Annotated in this window: 17 protein-coding genes and 1 riboswitch; of the genes, 10 read left to right on the top strand and 7 right to left on the bottom strand. The window is 66.0% G+C overall.

All coding sequences use genetic code 11. From position 1 onward, the window contains the following. Nucleotides 1–148: 148 nt before the first annotated feature. The 3 genes from ACZ5BM_RS11585 to ACZ5BM_RS11595 form a co-directional block, all read right to left on the bottom strand. Nucleotides 149–820 (bottom strand): DUF805 domain-containing protein, encoded by a 672-nt coding sequence (locus ACZ5BM_RS11585; protein ID WP_498908146.1) that lies wholly within the window; start codon nt 818–820, stop codon nt 149–151. A gap of 168 nt (nt 821–988) precedes the next feature. Continuing rightward, the gene (gene glpD / locus ACZ5BM_RS11590) at nt 989–2,575 is read right to left on the bottom strand and encodes a glycerol-3-phosphate dehydrogenase (RefSeq protein WP_498908147.1); all 1,587 of its coding nucleotides are present in this window, start codon (nt 2,573–2,575) and stop codon (nt 989–991) included. Between the two features lie 101 nt (nt 2,576–2,676). Further along, complete coding sequence (locus ACZ5BM_RS11595) at nt 2,677–3,582, bottom strand: DeoR/GlpR family DNA-binding transcription regulator (protein WP_498908149.1); 906 nt, start codon at nt 3,580–3,582, stop codon at nt 2,677–2,679. A 141-nt stretch (nt 3,583–3,723) separates the two neighbouring features. Continuing rightward, a riboswitch (FMN riboswitch) is annotated at nt 3,724–3,877 on the top strand. Nucleotides 3,878–3,963: 86 nt separating this feature from the next. Here ACZ5BM_RS11595 and ribD point away from each other — a divergent pair. The 4 genes from ribD to ribH are packed head-to-tail and all read left to right on the top strand — an operon-like array spanning nt 3,964 to nt 7,355. Then, nucleotides 3,964–5,022, top strand: a complete 1,059-nt coding sequence (ribD, locus tag ACZ5BM_RS11600) for a bifunctional diaminohydroxyphosphoribosylaminopyrimidine deaminase/5-amino-6-(5-phosphoribosylamino)uracil reductase RibD (RefSeq protein ID WP_498908150.1) — start codon at nt 3,964–3,966, stop codon at nt 5,020–5,022. Further along, on the top strand, nt 5,004–5,609 hold the full coding sequence (locus tag ACZ5BM_RS11605; RefSeq protein ID WP_498908151.1) for a riboflavin synthase: 606 nt from the start codon (nt 5,004–5,006) through the stop codon (nt 5,607–5,609). The genes ribD and ACZ5BM_RS11605 overlap by 19 nt, the downstream gene beginning before the upstream one ends. Further along, on the top strand, nt 5,606–6,856 hold the full coding sequence (gene ribB / locus ACZ5BM_RS11610; RefSeq protein WP_498908152.1) for a bifunctional 3,4-dihydroxy-2-butanone-4-phosphate synthase/GTP cyclohydrolase II: 1,251 nt from the start codon (nt 5,606–5,608) through the stop codon (nt 6,854–6,856). Before ACZ5BM_RS11605 ends, ribB begins: the two co-directional genes overlap by 4 nt. A gap of 10 nt (nt 6,857–6,866) precedes the next feature. After that, nucleotides 6,867–7,355 carry a 6,7-dimethyl-8-ribityllumazine synthase gene (ribH, locus tag ACZ5BM_RS11615; RefSeq protein ID WP_498908153.1) on the top strand — a complete coding sequence of 163 codons (489 nt, stop codon included), beginning with the start codon at nt 6,867–6,869 and terminating at the stop codon, nt 7,353–7,355. Between the two features lie 43 nt (nt 7,356–7,398). Here ribH and ACZ5BM_RS11620 read toward each other — a convergent pair whose 3' ends face one another. Together ACZ5BM_RS11620 and ACZ5BM_RS11625 are read right to left on the bottom strand one after the other, a co-directional pair. Next, nucleotides 7,399–9,018, bottom strand: coding sequence for a S53 family peptidase (locus ACZ5BM_RS11620; protein WP_498908154.1), 1,620 nt, complete (start codon nt 9,016–9,018; stop codon nt 7,399–7,401). Then, nucleotides 9,015–9,614: a TetR/AcrR family transcriptional regulator gene (locus ACZ5BM_RS11625; protein ID WP_498908155.1), complete on the bottom strand. Its 600-nt coding sequence runs from the start codon at nt 9,612–9,614 to the stop codon at nt 9,015–9,017. Before ACZ5BM_RS11625 ends, ACZ5BM_RS11620 begins: the two co-directional genes overlap by 4 nt. A gap of 70 nt (nt 9,615–9,684) precedes the next feature. Here ACZ5BM_RS11625 and ACZ5BM_RS11630 point away from each other — a divergent pair, with 70 nt between their 5' ends. Together ACZ5BM_RS11630 and ACZ5BM_RS11635 are read left to right on the top strand one after the other, a co-directional pair. Continuing rightward, complete coding sequence (locus ACZ5BM_RS11630; RefSeq protein WP_498908156.1) at nt 9,685–10,071, top strand: hypothetical protein; 387 nt, start codon at nt 9,685–9,687, stop codon at nt 10,069–10,071. 425 nt (nt 10,072–10,496) lie between these two features. Further along, entirely contained in the window at nt 10,497–11,693 is a 1,197-nt protein-coding gene (locus tag ACZ5BM_RS11635) for an alpha/beta hydrolase family protein (RefSeq protein WP_498908157.1), read from the top strand. Between the two features lie 40 nt (nt 11,694–11,733). On the opposite strand, the gene maiA is transcribed toward ACZ5BM_RS11635, so the two are convergent. Next, nucleotides 11,734–12,372 (bottom strand): maleylacetoacetate isomerase family protein, encoded by a 639-nt coding sequence (gene maiA / locus ACZ5BM_RS11640; RefSeq protein WP_498908158.1) that lies wholly within the window; start codon nt 12,370–12,372, stop codon nt 11,734–11,736. A gap of 254 nt (nt 12,373–12,626) precedes the next feature. On the opposite strand from maiA, the gene ACZ5BM_RS11645 reads away from it, so the two are divergent. The 4 genes from ACZ5BM_RS11645 to ACZ5BM_RS11660 all read left to right on the top strand — a co-directional run bounded on the left by ACZ5BM_RS11645 (nt 12,627) and on the right by ACZ5BM_RS11660 (nt 17,383). Beyond that, nucleotides 12,627–14,927 (top strand): NADP-dependent malic enzyme, encoded by a 2,301-nt coding sequence (locus ACZ5BM_RS11645; protein ID WP_498908159.1) that lies wholly within the window; start codon nt 12,627–12,629, stop codon nt 14,925–14,927. Nucleotides 14,928–14,997: 70 nt separating this feature from the next. Further along, complete coding sequence (locus ACZ5BM_RS11650) at nt 14,998–15,867, top strand: ABC transporter permease (RefSeq protein ID WP_498908161.1); 870 nt, start codon at nt 14,998–15,000, stop codon at nt 15,865–15,867. Further along, complete coding sequence (locus ACZ5BM_RS11655; RefSeq protein ID WP_498908162.1) at nt 15,864–16,565, top strand: ABC transporter ATP-binding protein; 702 nt, start codon at nt 15,864–15,866, stop codon at nt 16,563–16,565. Before ACZ5BM_RS11650 ends, ACZ5BM_RS11655 begins: the two co-directional genes overlap by 4 nt. A gap of 413 nt (nt 16,566–16,978) precedes the next feature. Further along, entirely contained in the window at nt 16,979–17,383 is a 405-nt protein-coding gene (locus ACZ5BM_RS11660; RefSeq protein ID WP_498908163.1) for a hypothetical protein, read from the top strand. A 183-nt stretch (nt 17,384–17,566) separates the two neighbouring features. On the opposite strand, the gene ssuD is transcribed toward ACZ5BM_RS11660, so the two are convergent. Further along, nucleotides 17,567–18,781 (bottom strand): LLM class oxidoreductase, encoded by a 1,215-nt coding sequence (ssuD, locus tag ACZ5BM_RS11665; RefSeq protein WP_498908165.1) that lies wholly within the window; start codon nt 18,779–18,781, stop codon nt 17,567–17,569. Between the last annotated feature and the right edge of the window lie 86 nt (nt 18,782–18,867).

Consider the following 18,867-nt stretch of genomic DNA (forward strand, 5'->3'; position numbering starts at 1 on the left):
TATGCCTACGGTCTGCCAGCGACTCGGGTCTATCATCGTCGCGCAAGTCGTTCGGTGAAGGCGAGCGTTCACTGCTACCCAGAAGGATACAATTGCTGGGATGTGCGCCCTCTCTTCGCGTTCGCGCGTCGGTGACGGTGTCGTCTGTTCAGGCTTCGGGACGCTCACCGAATTTGTTCCGGTGCCCCGTTCCAGGAAGTATGAGCAGCACGACCTGCAGAACCACATTCGCGATGGGCAACGCGAGCAGGAGAAGCCACCAGGCGCTCATGTCGCAGTCGTGTAGCCGCCGAGCATGCACCGTCAACGTCGGCCAGAACAGAAGCAAGCCGAGAAACAGAAACGGGATGACGGAGTCGGTCGCAGCCGACATGGCGATAGGCTGTTCGGACAGGCTGCAGAGTCCGAGCGCGCCAGCAAACAATACGCAGAAAAGAGAGATCGGCAGAAACCATCGAAGACCGAAGTCTTTTCGCGAAAGCCGGCACCGGAGCGATACCAGCGCCGCGTTCCGCCCGCGCCAAAGCGAACGGATGACGACGAAGCAGGTTGAGACGAGGATCGTCTCCAGCAGGAGGAATACCAGATTAAAAAGGACGGCGAACGACCCTACGGAGCTGTCATTGCCACCATCGAGTGAGATTCGTCTGACGACGGTCTGCATCAGGCCGACTTCCGGACCTCGAAGCACCGCCGCCGTCGCCAGAAAGGCCGCCGCAACCATGTAGGCGGCGACCCATGGTGAACTACCGTGCGAGAGAGACCGCTCCACGCAAGCGGCACGCTCCGCATCTTCCACAGAAACGTCGTTCGGCGTCATGGTCGTTTCCCCAGCCGTCCGGTGAAGAAACGATCTTTGGAAGAGGAAGTTTGAGGCCGTGTCAGCATTCAGCCCGTCGGGGCGTTCTGCTCCATCGCTGTGTTGAATGCTATGATGGTCTTTCGGCGCCTCTCCGAACGACGTGGAGGCCAGATCAATCGATGCTGGTCAATGCGTGGCTAAGCTCGTCGAGCCCGTAGTCTCCTCCGCGGCGATCGCGCGCACCGCCTCGTCCACCGCCACGCGCTGCTCCTGCGTGAGCCTGAGACCCTGTTTGGTGCGACGCCACAGCACGTCCTCGCCGGTGCGTGCCCATTCGTGCCGGACCAGGTAACGCAGTTCAGCATCGGTCAGGTCGGCACCATGATCTCGGCCGAGATCGGCCATCGACTGAGCGTTGCCCAGAACGATCGCCGCGCGTGTGCCGTAATGGCGCACCAGACGACGCAGCAGGCGTTGCGGCGCGAACGGGTAGCGCGAAGCCAGATCGCCGACCAGACGGTCATATCCGTCGCGCGCGAAATCGCCGCCGGGTAAAGGAACGTTCGCGGTCCAGCCGGCGCGTCGTCCATTGTGCGTTGCCGGCAGAAGCGGCTCGATCTTCGCCAGAACGGATTCCGCCAGGCGGCGATAGGTCGTGATCTTGCCGCCGAAGATGTTCAGCAGCGGCGGCTGACCCGGCTCCTGTTCCAGCTTCAACACGTAGTCGCGCGTTGCGGCGGAAGCAGAACCGCCTTTGCCTTCTTCGTCATCGGCGTAGAGCGGCCGCACGCCGGAATAGGTCCATACCACCATCTCCGGCGTGACCGGCTTGCGCAGATAGTCGCTGGCCGAGCGGCAGAGATAGTCGATCTCTTCCGGCGTGGCGCGGACATCGGCCGGATCGCCGTCGTAATCGCGATCTGTGGTACCGATCAGCGTGTAATCGGTCTCGTAGGGGATCACGAAGAAGATGCGCTTGTCGGCGTTCTGGAAGATGTAGCACTCGTCATGGTCGTAGAGGCGCGGCACGACGATGTGACTGCCCTGGACCAGACGCACGGGCGCACGCTTATTCTCGCGCACCACCTGATGCACGACGCTATCGACCCACGGTCCCGCCGCGTTCACCAGCGCGCGGGCCAGAATGATCTCCTCTTCGCCGGTGTCTTCCGAACGCGTCGTGATGCGCCACAAACCGTTCTCGCGCACCGCCGATACGCAGGCGGTACGGGATCGCACGGTGGCGCCCAGCGATGCGGCGGCTGCGGCGTTCAACACGGTGAGGCGTGAGTCTTCGACCCAGCAATCGGAATATTCGAATCCGCGCGTGAACTCGGGCTTCAGGGGCTTGCCGGTCTTGTCCGTGCGCAGATCGACCGAGCGCGTCGCCGGCAGACGCTTGCGACCGCCGATATTGTCGTAGAGGAACAGGCCGAGACGGAGCAGCCAGCGTGGACGCAAGGCGGTGTGGTGCGGCAGAACGAAGCGCAGCGGCCAGGCGATATGCGGTGCGATTCCCCAGAGCACTTCGCGTTCGCGCAGCGCTTCGCGCACCAGACGGAATTCGTAATATTCGAGGTAGCGCAGGCCGCCATGGATCAGCTTGGTGGACGCAGACGAGGTGCCGGACGCGAAATCGCGTTTTTCGCACAGGAACACGCGATGGCCGCGTCCCGCCGCATCGCGGGCGATACCGCTGCCGTTGATGCCGCCGCCGATGATGGCGATGTCGTAGGGAGGAAGCAGGCTGCTCTTCTGCGGACTCACGTTCATCGGGACGTTCCTTGTTCCGCCCCATCCACGGCGCGGCTGTCAGCGCGTTTGATCGTTCGGACGATAAACTCAAACGAACCAAACGAACAAGGTTCCGCGTGTCAGCCTTGCGTGAGCGAATTCTCCGCGTCTGCGTCCACCTCGATCACTTCGACCCCGGCCTCCCGGCACAGAGCGCGTAGTGTCGGATCGGTCAGGCGATCTGTCACCAGCATGTCGATTTCTTCCAGCCGGGCGATCCGGACGGGGGCAGCGCGAGTGAACTTGGAAGAATCCGTCACCAGCATCACGCGGCGCGCATTGTCGATGATCGCACGCGACACCTGAACTTCGCGCAGGTCGTAGTCCAGCAAAGCGCCTTCCTCGTCGATCGCCGAGGTGCCGATCACGGCCACGTCCGCCTTGAACTGCCGGAACGCATCCGCCGCCAGACGGCCGACGATGCCGCCATCCGACGCGCGCAACGAGCCGCCGGCGACGATCACCTGGATGTCCGGATTGCGGCACAGTTTCAGCGCCACGTTCATGTTGTTGGTGACGACCATCAGACCGGTGCGGCCGGCGATGGCACGTGCGACCTCCTCGGTGGTCGTGCCGAGATTGATGAATACCGACGCGCTTTCGGGGATCAGCGCCGCTGCCGCCTCGCCGATCCGGCGCTTCGCATCGGACGCCACCTGCTTGCGTGCATCGTAGGACAGGTTGGCGATACCCGACGCGATGATGGCGCCGCCATGGACGCGGGTGATGACCCCTGCATCGGCCAACTCGTTCAGATCGCGCCGAATGGTCTGCGGCGTGACGGTAAAGCGCGATGCCAGCTCCTCCACCGACAAGCGTCCGGAACCGCGAAGGAGGGATGCGATATCCTGCTGGCGGCGCGAAAGGGAGCGGTCGAGTGCGGCGGCGGACGGCGTGCGATCGTCTGCGGAGGGGGCGCAGCCCTCGGGCCGGGGGGGCGGCTGAGAGTCGAATTCGTCGTCGAGGGGGGGCGGAAAGTCGTTCATGATTTGCCCGGCATCATGCGCGAGAATCCCCCCCTCCGCCAAGGCCGGACCGTGACCGGAACGGCGAGCAGACGTGGTTTCGACACGCTCTCTTTTGCATCGCACTTGCGAATGGCCCCTGCGCGACCCTAGATAGCAGCGAGACGTTCTCAGGGCGGGGTGTGATTCCCCACCGGCGGTGATTGTGCGGGCGACCGTGCATCAGCCCGCGAGCGCCCGCTTTCCTGGAAGCGGGGTCAGCAGATCCGGTGCGATCCCGGAGCCGACGGTATAGTCCGGATGAAAGAGAACGCTGGCTGCGACGGTCCTTTCCCGCATGGGAAAGGCCGTGCGCGGCGAGCTGCGCCCTGGGTGTCGTCCGGTATGGGACGGGATCGTGTTTTGAGTACGGGTGCGGCGAACAGCCTGATCGACGAGCGAGACTTGACGGACGCCGTGGTGGCCGGCTTCACGGCTGCGATCGACGCGGCGTCGGTCTTTCTTGGCAATACCGCGCCCAATCCGCCGGTCGGCTGCGCCATTCTCGACAGGCATGGCCGTATCCTCGCCACCGGCGGCCATGAGCGCGCCGGCCTGCCTCATGCCGAGGCGGCGGCTCTGACCGTGTTGCGGGACAACGGGCAATGGGACGCGGCGCACACGCTCGTGGTGACGCTGGAGCCTTGCAACCATCGCGGCCGTACCGGCCCCTGCACCGAAGCCATTCTCCGTAGCCCCGTGCGGGAGGTCTGGATCGGCTGCTCCGACCCGAATCCGAACGTGTCCGGCCATGGTGCGACGCGTCTGGCGGAGTCAGGGCTCTCGGTACGAACGCTCGACGGACATGGCCCGATCGCCCATCGCTGCGCCGCGCTGATCGCGCCGTTCCGGCGTCTCGCGGTCGAAAAGAAGCCCTGGATCACGATCAAGCAGGCGATCGACCGCGACGGCTCCATGATGCCGCCGGCCGGGCAGACCACCTTCACCTCGGAATCCTCCCTGCTGCTGGCGCATCGTCTGCGACGCGCGACCGACGCGATCGTGACCGGCACGGGCACGGTTCTGGCCGATCGCCCCGGCCTCGATGTGCGCCGCCTGCCGGACCATCCCGGACGCCGCCGTCTGCTGGTGGTGGTGGGCAGCCGGAGCCTTCCGTCCGACTGGGTGGCGGCCGCGGAGGAGCGGTTCGTTCTGCGACGCGTGCCGGCGCCGGAGCTGGTGCCGGCTGTGCTGGCGGAAGCGAGCGCGATGTGGGCGATGGTGGAAGCCGGACCGGGTCTGCTCGCGTCTTTGAAAAAAGCCGGTTCGTGGAACGACCGGCTGGTGATCACGCGCGGCGCCGAAGGCGAGGCCGACCGGCTCGCCGTCGATGTCGCGGATGCGCGCGCGGCCTCGCCGCTCCTGCTCCTGCCGGAGCTGACGCGCTGTTTCGAGGAGGGTGCATGTTCTCTGGAATCATAGAGCGGCTCGGCCGGATCCATCGCGTCACGCCGGGCGACGGCACCGTCCAGTTCGACGTGGAGACGGGTTTTCCCGACCTGTCTCTTGGCGAAAGCATCGCGGTGAACGGCGTCTGTCTCACCGTGACCGAGTTCGACGCGCAAGGGCGCATGTCGGTGTTCGTCAGCCCGGAAACGCTGCGGGTGACCGCGCTCGGCCGATTGGCAGAAGGGCACAGGGTCAATCTGGAACGCGCCGTCACCCCGTCCACGCGTTTGAGCGGGCATATCGTCCAGGGGCATGTGGATGGCGTCGGCCGTCTGGACAGCGTCGAGCCGTCCGGCGAAGCGCGTGTGCTGCGCTTCGTTCTTCCGGCGCGCCTGCGTCGCTACTGCGTGGAGAAGGGCTCCATCACCCTGGACGGGATCAGCCTGACTCTGAACCGGATCGAGGAGCCCGAGGGCGAATTCTTCGTCGTTTCCGTCACCATCATTCCGCATACCTGGGACCACACCACGCTGGGCGGTCTCGCCGTCGGCGATCCAATCAACGTGGAGATCGATGTGATCGCCAAATATGTCGAGCAGCTCGCGAGGATTGCCGCATGACCGATTACCCGGACCGCATCGCGGCCGCGATCTCCGCTCTTCGCGCGGGCCGCATGGTGATCATGACCGATGACGAGGGGCGCGAGAACGAAGGCGACGTCGTGATGGCGGCGCAGCACGTCACCACCGACGCCATCAACTTCATGGTGACGCATTGCCGCGGCCTCGTTTGTCTGGCGCTGGAGCCGGAGCAGGTGGACCGCCTCGGCCTGCCGCAGATGGTGCGCGACAATCGCGCGCCGCGCTCTACCGGCTTCACCGTGTCGATCGAGGCCGCCACCGGGGTCGAGACCGGTATCTCCGCACGCGATCGCGCCCGCACCATCGAGGTCGCCGCATCGCCGCATGCGGTGCCGGCCGATATCGTGTCCCCGGGGCATATCTTTCCGCTGCGCTGCGTGCCCGGCGGCGTTCTGGCCCGCGACGGACATACCGAAGGGTCGGTGGATTTGCTGAAGCTGGCAGGGCTTTTGCCGTCCGCGGTGATCTGCGAGATCATGAGCGCCGACGGCAGCATGGCGCGCATGGCGGAGCTGGAAGAGTTCGGCGCCAGGCACGATCTGCCGATCGTCACCATCGCCGAGCTGATCTCCTATCTGCGGGATCGGGAAACCGACTCGCCGACCGTGCAGCGCGGCGCCACCACGACGCTTCCGGTGGCGAACAGCGATACCGTGTTCGAGATGCGCGCTTATGTGGATCGCAATGGCGGCGAACATCTGGCGTTGATCAAGGGCGAGCCGTCCGTGGCCGGAACGCTGCCGCTGGTGCGTTTGCATTCCGAATGCGTGACGGGCGACGTGTTCGGTTCTCTTCGTTGCGATTGCGGCACGCAGCTCCAGGCGGCGACACAGCGCATCGCGCAGGCAGAGAACGGCATTCTGCTCTATCTGCGCGGGCATGAAGGCCGCGGGATCGGGCTGGCGAACAAAGTGCGGGCCTATGCCTTGCAGGATGAAGGGCTCGATACGGTGGAAGCGAATCATCGTCTGGGTTTCGCGGCTGATGCGCGCGACTACTCCGTGGCCGCCGCGATCCTGCGCGATTGCGGCGTCGGGCGTCTGGCGCTGCTGACCAACAACCCGGCCAAGATCGCTGCCCTGGAAGGGCATGGCATCACCGTGGCGGAACGCGTGTCGCTGGAGATGCCGCATACCGCGCATAACGACCGCTACATGCGCACCAAGCGCGACAGGATGGGCCATGTGCTGGCTGGCGACGAAACCGCCGAGCGCGCTGCGGAATAAGGACGAATCGATGAGCACCAACACGCCCCGCACGAAGCCCGATCTCCGCTTCGCAACGCCACCGCGTCTCGCCATCGTGGTGAGCCGTTTCAACGAGGACGTCACCGACGGCCTGCGCCGCGGGGCGAACGAATGGCTGGGCGAGCACGACATCCCCGTGCGCGACGAGGATGTGATCGCGGCGCCCGGCGCCTACGAACTGCCGCTGATCGCGCAGTGCCTGGCCAAGACCGGGCGCTATCGCGGCGTGATCTGCCTGGGCTGCGTGGTGAAGGGCGACACGGCGCATTTCGAATTCATCAGCCTGGGGACGACGATCGGTCTGATGCAGGCGCAGCTCGCGACCGACACGCCGATCGCATTCGGGGTCATCACCACCTACACCGACGCGCAGGCGATCTCTCGTTCGCGCGACGACGAGCACAACAAGGGCCGCGAAGCGGCAGCGGCGTGCGTGGAAATGATCGCGATCCAGGACCGGATCGCCGCAGGGGCATGAAGACCAGGGCCGGAACGACGACACTCCGGCCCGTCCTCAGCGACTAGACGTTTGCGCTGCCGGTCGTCCGCGCCGTCAGCGCGCCGAACAGGGCCTTGCCGTCCGGACGACCGAGCCCGGTGCAGGCGTTCCAGACCGGGCCGGCCTGATAACCGATCTGCGTGTTGGCCGGCTTGTTGTTGCCGCTGGTGATCTCGACCGTCAGCTTCCGGCCGATCTTGATCTGCCCGTAGAGAAAATCGGGCAGGAAGCCGACCGGAACCGCGGCCTTCTGGTTGATCAGCGCGGTGAGCCCGGCCCAGAGCGGCGCCACGGCGGAGGTGCCGCCGACCACTTCCTTCTTGCCTCCGACCACCACCAGGTAGCCGCTGCCAGGCGCCGCGTTGCCGGCGACGTCGGGCACGCCGCGCCCCTTACGCCCGCCATTCACGCTGGGGGGCAGTGTCACGGTGTTCTGGAACGCCGGAATGCCGAAAAGGTCGCTGATGCCGCCGCCGGTGCCGCCGCCGCCTTCGAGCGAATCGTTCCAGACCATTTCAGCCGAGATCGTATTGCCGGACACGGCGATATGCGTGCCGCCGCAGCCGATCGCCCAGGGCGACGAGGCCGGGAAATCTACATGCGCCATGCCGTCATCGACGCCGTCGGTGGCGAGGCTGTCGCCGGACGCGACATAGACCGAGATGCCCATCGCCGCCGCATCCTGCAGCGCGCTGTTCATAGCCGAAACCGCCTGCGCGCTCCAGGAACTTTCCGGACCGCCCCAGGAGATCGAGATCACCGACGGTTTGGTGGTGCCGTCATGCGCCGCCTGCGAGATGGCGTCGGAGAAACCGGCATCGGTGTTGGGTGCGAAATAGACCGCGATCTCCGCGCCGGGTGCGACACCGCCGGCGACCTGGATGTCGAGCGCCACCTCGCCGTCCGCATCCGAGCCGGTCTTGTTGCGGGCGCCATCGACCGAAACCGCCACCACGCGCGGCGTCTTCAAGCCCATCGCCTTGAACGCGGTCTGATTGTCGGCTGCGGAATAGCCGCCGCCCAATTCGATCAGGGCGATGGTCACACCCGTTCCGTCCACGCCGGTCGGAAAATCGTAGAGCGTGCCGAGCTTGTTCGGTTCCAGCCCGCCGGGCTGTGCGGCACGCGGGCGGACGATGCGGGTATGGGCGATGGCGCGGTCGTCCAGCCCCAGCACGGATTCGACGATGCCGTGCAGCGCATCCGGCAGATGCAGTTCGCCCGCATGGCTGCGGAACGTTTCCGTGCCGGACTTGTAGAGTTCGAGCTTGGTCCCGAACGCGGCTTCGATCGCACGCGGCGTGCCGGACACGCGTACCAGACGGCGCGCGGCCGAGCTTTCCAGCACGGTCAGCCCGTGCTGGTTGGCATAGTCGGTGAGCGCGCGGATATCCGGCCCGTAAAGCGTTTCGCGCGCATGGGCCATCAGCTTGCGCCGCGCGTCGGGGTCGCCGAGCGTGTTCATCTTCGCGAACAAGGCGGTCTCGTCGCGCGGCCGGATGTTCAGGCTCGCCTCGATCACGTGCGCGTCCGGCACCGCGCCGGTGCAGACTGCATCGCGGGGCAAGGCGCGCGTGCTGCCGACGATGGGGCACAACCCTTTTCCGGGCTGAGCGGGAGCGATCTTCTGCGTGTCGGTCATGTCTCGCCTCGACGTTCTGGATTCGTTCGATCGCCAGCATGACTGTCTCCAGCCGCCCCGTCCAGCAATCCCGGCAGCAACGCACGGGCCGGGCGGGTGGTGCCCGGGCGTGCCGTGTCCAGCAGGATCATCCCGTCCATCAGCGCCAGAATGGTTTCCGCCGTGCCGTTGCCGCGCCAGGCGGGCAGGAGCCGGGAGTCGAGCCAGCCGATCCAGTCCTCCACCACGAACGGCGCCAGCTGGTCGTAGGGCGCTTCGCCGCGTGCGCCTGCGGACACCACCTCCGTCCAGAGCCGCATCACCGGCGCCATGTCCGGTTTCTCCGATTGTTCGAGCAGGAACGTCACCAGTCTCCCGGGGGTGACGGGCGGCATGGCGTCCACGCCGCTCAGGCGCGACCGCAGGCCGGTGTTGATCCGGTGCAGGGTTTCGCGAACCAGCGCGTCCTTGCTGCCGAAATAATACAGAAGCATCCGGCCGGAGGTGCCGAGTTGCGACGCGAGACCGCGCAGGGCGAAGGCGCCCAGACCCTGGGCGAGGACGATGGCGCTGATCCGGTCGCACAGGGCGTCACGACGGTCGGGGAGAGTATCCATGCCGATTTCTGTAGCACCCGTTACATCGTTCAGGCTATGTAACGCGTGTTTCATAACGGAGTCGAAAGCCATGCTGACGAAAACGCAGGTGCCGGTGCTGGTCGGGATCGCGATCCTGTTCTGGGCCATCGCGACCGCGTCGATGCGCTGGGTGCCCGGGTCGCTGACCGACCCGTTGCGTGGTGCGGTGCTGTTCGCGGTGAGTTTGCCCATCTGCTGGGGCTGCATCCGTTTCGTGCGCCGGTCGGCACGCTTGAGGCCGGAACAGATCCTGGCCGCGACGGTCCTGGTGGTCGGCGTCGCGAACCTGATCGACGCCGTCGCATTGCGCTGGGCGCCGTTTCTCTACGGTGCGGACGAGCGGGTGCTGCGCCTCGGTGCGTCCTGGCTGCTCTGGGGTTACGGCGTGACCTTGGTGATCGTGCTCGCGATGCGTCGCGGCTTGCCTGCGCGCTGAGAGCGGTTTCGTTCCGGATTGTTCTTCGCGACGATACCGGTTTCGGCAGCTCCGGATGGCTGGGGGCACACGCAAGGTCCGCGAGCGTCGGACGAACGCGTTCGGGGGGCCTATTCTTGCGTGCCGAGGCGATGATGTCGGTCTCGCATGGCGGTCTTCCCGGCGCGGTTCTCGGGGCGGCATGCCACAGCAGCCGATGAGAAATAACGCGTAAAAACGATGAATTTTCACGTCGCCGCATCATGGCGGGTGACGCTACGGCGTGCAGGTCAGAGCGCTGTGTGGGCCGGTCCGGGCGCCCCCTGGCGGGGCAAAGCCGGCTTATCGTTCGTCTGGACGATCGTGTTGAGGTGTTTCAGCCTGCGCTCCTGTCGCAGCCGGCGAACAGAACCGGCGCGGCACGGAGCGAAACGGAGGCGCCCGCCATGCTGCATGATAAAATCGTCGTCGACCCGTCGAGAAGCGCGACGGCATACACCCACGCCGCTTTGGCGGACATCACCCGGACGACCGGGCTCGGGGTTTCCGCCGCCCGTCACGCGGTGGAGGCTTTCGCCGTAACGCCGACCGCTGCGCGCGAAACGACCGCCACGACAGCCGCGGCGCATGCCTCGGCGGTTCCCGCCACTCAGGCCGCCGACTACGCCCTGGAGGCACAGGCGCAACAGGCAACCCTTTCGCCCACCGTTTCGGAATTCCTCAACGGTGCCATCAGCGAATATGTGCTGGGCGGCGTGCCGGACGGCATGAAGCCGTTTCTGGTGAACGGACAGCAACTCTCGCTGTCCGACGACCTCAACGGCGCCTTCGCGCATACCTGGATCACCGCGGAACACCAGGTGCTGATCACCTTCTCCGGCACCACGCGCGGCGAGAACATCCTGGTCGATCCCGCAGCCAGCGTCGGCGGCCTGCTCAGCGATCTGACCATTCTCCAGCAGAAGACCTCGTCTGCGCAGCTGGAGTCGCTCGGTTTCGCCAGGCAGGTTCTGGCCGAGGCGGCGAAGCAGGGCTACGCGTCCAGCCAGGTCTTCGTCACCGGCCACTCGCTGGGCGGTATCGAGGCGGAATACGTGGCGCAGCAGACCGGCCTCGCCGGGATCGGCTTCGAGCCCACCGGCATCCGTCCGGATGCGACCGCGATCGGCACCGGCGGCAATTTCGTCAGCGTCGTCACCGATGGCGATCCGGTCGGCAATTACGGCTCCGACATCAAGGGCGAGCAGCCCTTCGCGCCCCGTTTCGTCGCGCAGGGCGGCCAGTTGCCGCATTACGGCACCGTGCTGCAGATCGGCGCCGCCTCCGATCAGGCCGCCTTGAGCAAGGTCGCCGCGCTGGTGGCGCCCGCTTTCTCCGGCGACAGCGCCACCTTCTCCCCGATCGACGCGCTGTTGCACCCGTTGAGCGTGGCTGCAGGTCTGGCCGGAGCCGCGGCCTTGATCGCGGAGTTTCATCTGCCGGCGGCGGAATACACGGATCTGGGCGTCACCCCGACCGGCGGTTTCCTGTCGCAGCTCCCGGACCGTCTCGGCGTCTCCCACGGCGCGGTGCTGCCAGTGGGCAACGACACGATCGCCCAGTTGCAGGGCTATATCGCAACGCACGCCAACGTCGACGTTTGAGCGACGCGTGGGGGGAGGCGCGTCCTTCCCCCACGATCCGTCAGCGTTTCTGTCTGGCGGGCTGCGCCCTGTCGAACGCGTCCAGCGCCAGGGCATTCCGCTCGATCGACAGAAGCGTCGGCGCCACGGTCAGATCGGCACCGAACACGCGCGACGCGGCCATGTGACTGGCCAGACAGAGATCGGCGATGGTCGGCGTGTCGCCGTGGCAGAAGCGCCCGGTTTCCGCTTCCGCCGAAAGCCGGGCTTCGCCGATGCGGAGACCTTCGCCGAGCCAATGATGCAGCCAGTCGGTCTCGCCGGCCGGATCGACGTCGAAGCGCTCGCGCAGGAAGCGCCGGACGCGCGGCACGATCAACGGATGATGGTCGGTCGCGAACAGGCCGGCGATGCCGCGTACGCGTGCCCTTCCGGCCGGATCCGAAGGCAGCAGAGGCGGTTCCGGATGGGTTTCCTCCAGATATTCCAGAATTGCCAGCGACTGGGTGAGGCGTGTGCCGTCCTCGAACAGCACGGTCGGCACTACGCCCTGCGGGTTGAGAGCGCGGAACTCGGGTTGGTTCTGTTCGCCGCCATCGAGATCGACGAAGATTTCCCGGAACGGGAGCTGTTTGAGGTTGAGCGCAATTCGTACCCTGTAGGCGGCGGATGAGCGCCAGAAGCCGTGCATCTCGATCATGGTGTTTGTCTCCCTGTCGGATCAACGCACGGACGGGAGGAAGGGTGGAACCGTGCCGGTACGCGGCCCCGACTAAAGCTTTGTTTAGAAGAACCGGCTCCTGCGCATTTTCCCGCTCGCCGCATGGACCCGGGCGATGATGCGCCTCTCGGCATGGCCGCTCTTCGCCGGATCGCCTTGACGGAGCAGGGTGGCTCCTGAACGCTGCCGCCGAACGACCGAACGATGGCGGCCACGCCAGGGGAGATACAGGGATGGACGAGAATTTCCGGCGCGCGGCGCTTAATTACCATCGGCTGCCGAACCCCGGAAAGCTCGCCGTGGTGCCGACCAAGCGCATGGCGACCCAGCGCGATCTGGCGTTGGCCTACTCGCCCGGCGTCGCGGCTCCCTGCGAGGAGATCAAGACCGATCCCGACAAGGCGCGCGACTACACCGCGCGCGGCAATCTGGTCGGCGTGATCACCAATGGCACCGCCGTTCTGGGTCTGGGGGCGATCGGGGCGCTGGCCTCCAAGCCGGTGATGGAAGGCAAGGCCGTCCTGTTCAAGAAGTTCGCCGATATCGACTGTTTCGATATCGAGGTGGACGCGCTGGACCCGGACCGCTTCGTGGACATCGTCGCGGCGCTGGAGCCGACCTTCGGCGCCATCAATCTCGAGGACATCAAGGCTCCCGAGTGCTTCGAGATCGAGCGCAAGCTGCGCGAGCGCATGCGCATCCCCGTGTTCCATGACGACCAGCACGGCACCGCCATCGTCTGCGCCGCCGCCGTCAGCAACGGCCTCGCCCTCCAGAACAAATCCCTCGCCGACGTGCGCCTCGTCACCTCCGGCGCCGGCGCCGCCGCCATCGCCTGCGTCGAGCTGCTGGTCGCGATGGGACTCAAGCCGGAGAACGTCACCCTCACCGACGTGAAGGGCGTGGTCTATGCCGGGCGCGACGAGAACATGGGCGCCAACATGGCGCGCTTCGCCCACCCGACCGATGCCCGCACCCTGCCGGAAGTGCTGCCCGGCGCGGACGTGTTCCTGGGCCTGTCGGCGCCGCGCGTGCTGAAGCCGGAATGGCTCAAGACCATGGGCGAGAAGCCGTTCATCCTGGCGCTCGCCAATCCGGAGCCGGAGATCCTGCCCGATCTCGCCCGGGAGGTGCGCCCGGACGCGATCATCGCCACTGGCCGGTCGGATTTCCCGAACCAGGTCAACAACGTGCTCTGCTTCCCGTTCATCTTCCGCGGCGCGCTGGATTGCGGCGCGCGCGAGATCAACGAGGCGATGAAGGTCGCCGCCGTGGAGGCGATCGCCGGTCTGGCGCGTATCGAGGCCAGCGAAGCCGTGGCTGCGGCCTATGGCGGCGAGGCGCCGATGTTCGGGCCGGAATACATCATCCCGAAACCGTTCGACCCGCGCCTGATCCTGGTCGTGGCCCCCGCCGTCGCCAAGGCGGCCATGGAGAGCGGGGTGGCGGAACGGCCGATCGCCGATTTCGAGGCCTATCGCCAGGATCTGGACGACGTCGTGTATCGCTCCGGGCAGGTGATGCGCCCGGTGTTCGAGGCCGCCCGCAAGACGCCGAAGCGCATCGCCTACGCCGAGGGCGAGGACGAGCGCACGCTGCGCGCCGTGCAGGCGGTGGTGGACGACAAGCTCGCCCGCCCGGTTCTGCTCGGCCGTCGCGAGGTGATCCAGAACAAGCTGCGCCTGCTCGGCCTACGTCTCGATCTGGACAAGGACGTGGAGGTGATCGACCCGGACAGCTCCGAGCTGTTCGCGCCGATGATCGCCGATTACCAGAAGCTGGTTGCGCGCCGAGGTCTGCCGATGCAGGCGGCGGAGCGCGCTCTGGTGAAGCGTCCGACCATCGCCGCCTCCATGCTGCTCCGCTCCGGCCATGTCGACGCCGCCCTGGTCGGCGGGCTGAACAGCTGGTGGCAGCAGGTGAAATACGTGCTGCCGGTGATCCCGCCGCATGAGAGCGCCACCCGCGTCTATGCCCTGACCGCGCTGATCCAGGGCAACGGCGTGCTGTTCTTCTGCGACACGCACATGGTGCTCGACCCCACCGCCGAGCAGATCTGCGAGATGACCCTGCTGGCGGCGGAAGCGGTGCGCGAGTTCGGCCTGACGCCGCGCGCGGCCCTGCTCTCGCACTCCAATTTCGGCTCCTCCGACAGTGCCTCGGCCCGCAAGATGCGTCAGGCCCTGCGCCTGATCCGCGCGGCTTCGCCGGAACTCGAAGTGGATGGTGAGATGCAGGCCGACACCGCGCTCTCCGAAGCCCTGCGTCAGCGCACGGTGCCGGATAGCCGCCTGACCGGCTCCGCCAATCTGCTGATCATGCCGACGCTTGATGCCGCCAATATCGGTTTCTCCCTGCTGAAGGCGGCAGCCGAGGGTCTGCAGGTCGGGCCGATGCTGCTCGGCGTGTCGCGCCCGGTACATGTGCTGGCGCAAAGCGTCACCGCACGCGGCATCGTCAACATGAGCGCTTTGATCAGCGCGCAGCCGGCGGAGAGGGCGTCGGAGAAGGGCAAGAACAACGACACAAAATAGTGTGATAAGTTGACGCTACCATCTGCATGATGGTTTGTTTCATCCGCGAACGACAGCGGATGAAACAAACATGCTCGACAGGGTCTCCAGCCCGACGGCGGTGATTGGCCGGCCTGTGTCGCGCCCGGCGCCGGTTCGGTCGGCGAGACGCAGCCCGGCGGGGGGGCGGAAGACCGCCCGTCCGCTGCCCTTCCGCCGCTTCTGGTCCACCCTGCTGATCCTGGCGGTCTGGCAGGCGGCGTCCTCCGCAGGGCTGGTCTCGCCGGAAACCCTCGCCTCGCCGTTGCGCATTGCCCGCACCGCGTTCGACCTCACCCGCAGCGGTGTTCTGCCGCAGAACCTGTTCGTGTCCCTCGGCCGCGCCGGCAGCGGACTGGCCATCGCCATCGGTGGCGGCATCGCTCTGGCCTTGGTCGCCGGCCTGTCGCGTATCGGCGAGGACGTGGTCGATGCGCCGATGCAGATGCTCCGCACTCTGCCGGCTCTGGCTCTGGTGCCGCTGTTCATTCTCTGGTTCGGCATCGGCGAGACGCCCAAGATCGCCCTGGTGGCGCTGGGCGCGCTGATCCCGGTCTATCTCAACCTGTTCAAGGGCATCCGCGCGATCGACCCGAAGCTGCTGGAGATGGGCCGCACGCTCGGCCTGTCCCGCTCGGCCGTGATCCGCAACATCGTTCTGCCCGGGGCATTGCCCGATCTGCTCACGGGCCTGCGCTTTTCCGTCGGCATTTCCTGGCTGATGCTGGTGGTTGCCGAGCAGGTGAACGCGTCGACGGGGATCGGTCATATGATGATGGACGCGCAGGATTTCCTCCGCACCGACATCATCCTGGTCGGGCTGCTGGTCTATGCGCTGCTCGGTCTGCTCAGCGATCTCGCGGTGCGGATGCTGGAGCGGCGTCTGCTGTGCTGGCGCCCGGTGGCGGGAGGCGTGCGATGAGCGCCGGTGTCTTCGTCGAGGGCCTGGGCCGCGCCTTCGGTGGCAATCGTGTGCTGGACGGGCTCGATCTGCAGATCCGTCCCGGCGAGTTCGTTGCCCTCCTGGGCCGTTCCGGCTCCGGCAAAACCACGCTTCTGCGCACTTTGGCCGGACTCGACCCCGTCGAGGAAGGCACTGTCACCGTGCCGGAACAGGTCGCGGTGGTGTTCCAGGAGAGCCGCCTGCTGCCGTGGAAGCGGGTGCGCGACAACGTGATGCTGGGTCTGAACGGCGCGGATGCGCACGCCCGCGCCGAAGCGGCCCTGGGCGAGGTCGGTTTATCGCATCGTCTCGACGCCTGGCCGCTCACCCTATCGGGCGGCGAGGCTCAGCGCGTCGGCATCGCCCGGGCTCTGGTGCGCGCGCCACAATTGTTGATGCTGGACGAGCCCTTCGCTAGCCTCGACGCGCTCACCCGCCTACGCATGCACGCGATGGTGGAGCGCCTCTGGCGCGCCCATGGCTGCGCCGTACTGCTGGTGACGCATGATGTGGACGAGGCACTGACGCTCGGCGATCGGGCCGTGGTGCTGGATCGCGGCCGGATCAGAACCGTGCTGCCGTTGGAAATGGAGCGCCCGCGCCGGCACGATGCTGCCGAGTTCGCGCGAGGGCGTCGCGTGCTGCTCGACGCGCTGGACGTGGGCGAGGCGGTCTAGCGGCCCTTCCGCGCCCGAATGCGGATCGGCTGCGGCTTCGGCCGCGCGGCGAGCAGAACAGGGATCATCGCCAGCAGTGCGGCGGCAACAAACGCAACCTGTTCCAACTGCTGCATGATCGAACCTTTCGTGCCCGGGTGGGTAGAGCGAACAGATTGCCCTAACGCGTGGGGTAATCAAGAGTTGGGTCGTCAATGGGGCCTTAGAGATATTCTCGTCGATCAATGGGGGCCGACGGCGGGCTGTCCACTTTGGAGCGGGTGACGACAAGTGGGTACGAGAGCGTGGGACGAAGGGATCGCGGTAGATTGACCTAAATCCGGATGTGCTGCGCGAATAACCTCGACGACGCCGATCTGCATGAGAATACTCATAAGTCAGGACAGCGCATCAATCGGCTCAGGGCAACAAGAATGAGTTTTGACTTATATATCCATTGCTTTCGAAACGGGAAAATAGCGAGTTTCCCTCGACAATGGCTTCATGAAGCGTTCGGTGCCTACGCCTCTGAAGGAATTGAGCCGAATGTTATGGTTCTTTCTTACCCCGACGGAGGTGGCGGTGATCTCTCTCCGGACGAAGGTGATGACGTGCACAGCTTCAGCATCAATCGTCCTGGAGGTGAACTCATGTTTGATGATCTGTTTGCACTCATGCGGAGGGCTGGTTTAGCCCTCTACTGGCCTAGTTTGGAGTCCAGTCTGACCGTAACCGACGCCTGCGTAATTGCGGGTCTTCCCAGAGACATGGTTGAGTCGGTGGGTCCGGCTACGATCGCCGGCTCCGGCGCCGACATTATTGCAGCAATCAAAGCCTAAGAGCGATCTGTTTTTGTGTGAAGTGATCGCCAAACATCTGATATCTGCTTACAGGTCGCCCAGGTGGGTATAGTAAGGCCTGCTACAACGCCGAATCCGCTACCAATTGGAGTTCGCAACGTTTGGGGATGAAAGGGGAGACCGCCCCTTTCCGGGGCATGCGGGGCAGAGCCCCGCAGCAACCTACCCCCGTCCCCCATGCGTCGGTGCGCTCACATTCGCGATCACCTCGCCGAACGGCCCGCCGTGATGCGCTGCGCCTAGAGCGTTGCCCGTGGTGGCCCGGAGCGGCAGCTTGGGAAACACCAACTCGGCGAAGCGGTAGCATTCCTCCAGATGCGGATAGCCGCTCAGGATGAAGCGGTCGATGCCCAGCGCCATGTATTCCTTCATGCGCGCGGCGACCTCGTCCGGGTTGCCCACGAGAGCGGTTCCGGCGCCGCCACGCACGAGACCGACCCCGGCCCAGAGATTGGGCGACACCACCAGATTGTCGCGGCCGCCTTTGTGCAGTTCGGCCATCCGTTGCTGGCCCACGCTGTCGAATTTCGCGAACGCGGCCTGGGCCTTGGCGATGTCGGCCTCGTCCAGATGCCGGATCAGCGAGTCCGCCGCCGCCCAGGCTTCCTCCGAGGTTTCGCGCACGATCACATGCAGGCGGATGCCGAAGCTGAGCGTGCGCCCGCGCGCGGCGGCCAGTGCCCGCACGGCGTCAATCTTTTCCTTCACCGCCGCGGGCGGCTCGCCCCAGGTCAGGTAAACATCCACATGCTCGGCCGCGACCTCCTGGCCGACGCCGGATGAGCCGCCGAAATACAAAGGCGGGTAGGGGCGCTGCGCCGGCGGAAACAGCAGCTTGCCGCCCTTCGAGCGTAGGTGCCGCCCCTCGAAATCCACGGTGTCGCCGCGCATCAGCCGGCGCCACACCTCCAGATATTCGGCGGTGGCCTCGTAGCGCGACGCGTGGTCGAGGAACACGCCGTCTCCGGCCAGCTCGGTCGGATCGCCGCCCGTCACCACGTTCACCAGCAGGCGCCCGTTGCTGAGCCGGTCGAACGTCGCCGCCATGCGCGCGGTCATGGACGGCTCGCTCAGTCCCGGACGCACCGCGACCAAGAAGCGCACGCGCTGCGTCAGCGGGATCATCGACGACGCCACGACCCAACTGTCCTCGCAGCTCTTCCCGGTCGGCAGCAGCATGCCGAAATAGCCGAGTTCGTCGGCGGCGCGGGCGATCTGGCTCAGATAGTTCAGCGTCACATGGCGCGCGCCGATCTGCGAGCCGAGATAACGCCCGTCGCCGTGGGTGGGCAGGAACCAGAGCACGTCGCATTCCGTGGCGCCCCCGGAAGGGGCGAGGCCGGTCCTGTGATCCACGGGAAGGATGGTGTCGGGCATGAGCACGCTCCTGCGGCGGCAGATCGTAAAGAACGATCGTTCGTAGTGATTGATTTCAAGGAGACTGGACCGCAATCGTGAATAAT

It is taken from the genome of Lichenicola sp. GTC18331 (assembly GCF_055386855.1).

What these genes read in the sequence shown, in the direction of transcription:
- ACZ5BM_RS11605 (WP_498908151.1), top strand. Translation starts at nt 5,004, where the DNA reads ATGTTCTCTGGAATCATAGAGCGGCTCGGCCGGATCCATCGCGTCACG.
- ribH (WP_498908153.1), top strand. Translation starts at nt 6,867, where the DNA reads ATGAGCACCAACACGCCCCGCACGAAGCCCGATCTCCGCTTCGCAACG.
- ACZ5BM_RS11625 (WP_498908155.1), bottom strand. Translation starts at nt 9,614, where the DNA reads ATGGATACTCTCCCCGACCGTCGTGACGCCCTGTGCGACCGGATCAGC.
- ACZ5BM_RS11655 (WP_498908162.1), top strand. Translation starts at nt 15,864, where the DNA reads ATGAGCGCCGGTGTCTTCGTCGAGGGCCTGGGCCGCGCCTTCGGTGGC.
- glpD (WP_498908147.1), bottom strand. Translation starts at nt 2,575, where the DNA reads ATGAACGTGAGTCCGCAGAAGAGCAGCCTGCTTCCTCCCTACGACATC.
- ssuD (WP_498908165.1), bottom strand. Translation starts at nt 18,781, where the DNA reads ATGCCCGACACCATCCTTCCCGTGGATCACAGGACCGGCCTCGCCCCT.
- ACZ5BM_RS11645 (WP_498908159.1), top strand. Translation starts at nt 12,627, where the DNA reads ATGGACGAGAATTTCCGGCGCGCGGCGCTTAATTACCATCGGCTGCCG.
- ACZ5BM_RS11660 (WP_498908163.1), top strand. Translation starts at nt 16,979, where the DNA reads ATGAGTTTTGACTTATATATCCATTGCTTTCGAAACGGGAAAATAGCG.
- ACZ5BM_RS11635 (WP_498908157.1), top strand. Translation starts at nt 10,497, where the DNA reads ATGCTGCATGATAAAATCGTCGTCGACCCGTCGAGAAGCGCGACGGCA.
- ACZ5BM_RS11650 (WP_498908161.1), top strand. Translation starts at nt 14,998, where the DNA reads ATGCTCGACAGGGTCTCCAGCCCGACGGCGGTGATTGGCCGGCCTGTG.
- ACZ5BM_RS11595 (WP_498908149.1), bottom strand. Translation starts at nt 3,582, where the DNA reads ATGAACGACTTTCCGCCCCCCCTCGACGACGAATTCGACTCTCAGCCG.
- ACZ5BM_RS11620 (WP_498908154.1), bottom strand. Translation starts at nt 9,018, where the DNA reads ATGACCGACACGCAGAAGATCGCTCCCGCTCAGCCCGGAAAAGGGTTG.
- maiA (WP_498908158.1), bottom strand. Translation starts at nt 12,372, where the DNA reads ATGATCGAGATGCACGGCTTCTGGCGCTCATCCGCCGCCTACAGGGTA.
- ACZ5BM_RS11630 (WP_498908156.1), top strand. Translation starts at nt 9,685, where the DNA reads ATGCTGACGAAAACGCAGGTGCCGGTGCTGGTCGGGATCGCGATCCTG.
- ACZ5BM_RS11585 (WP_498908146.1), bottom strand. Translation starts at nt 820, where the DNA reads ATGACGCCGAACGACGTTTCTGTGGAAGATGCGGAGCGTGCCGCTTGC.
- ribB (WP_498908152.1), top strand. Translation starts at nt 5,606, where the DNA reads ATGACCGATTACCCGGACCGCATCGCGGCCGCGATCTCCGCTCTTCGC.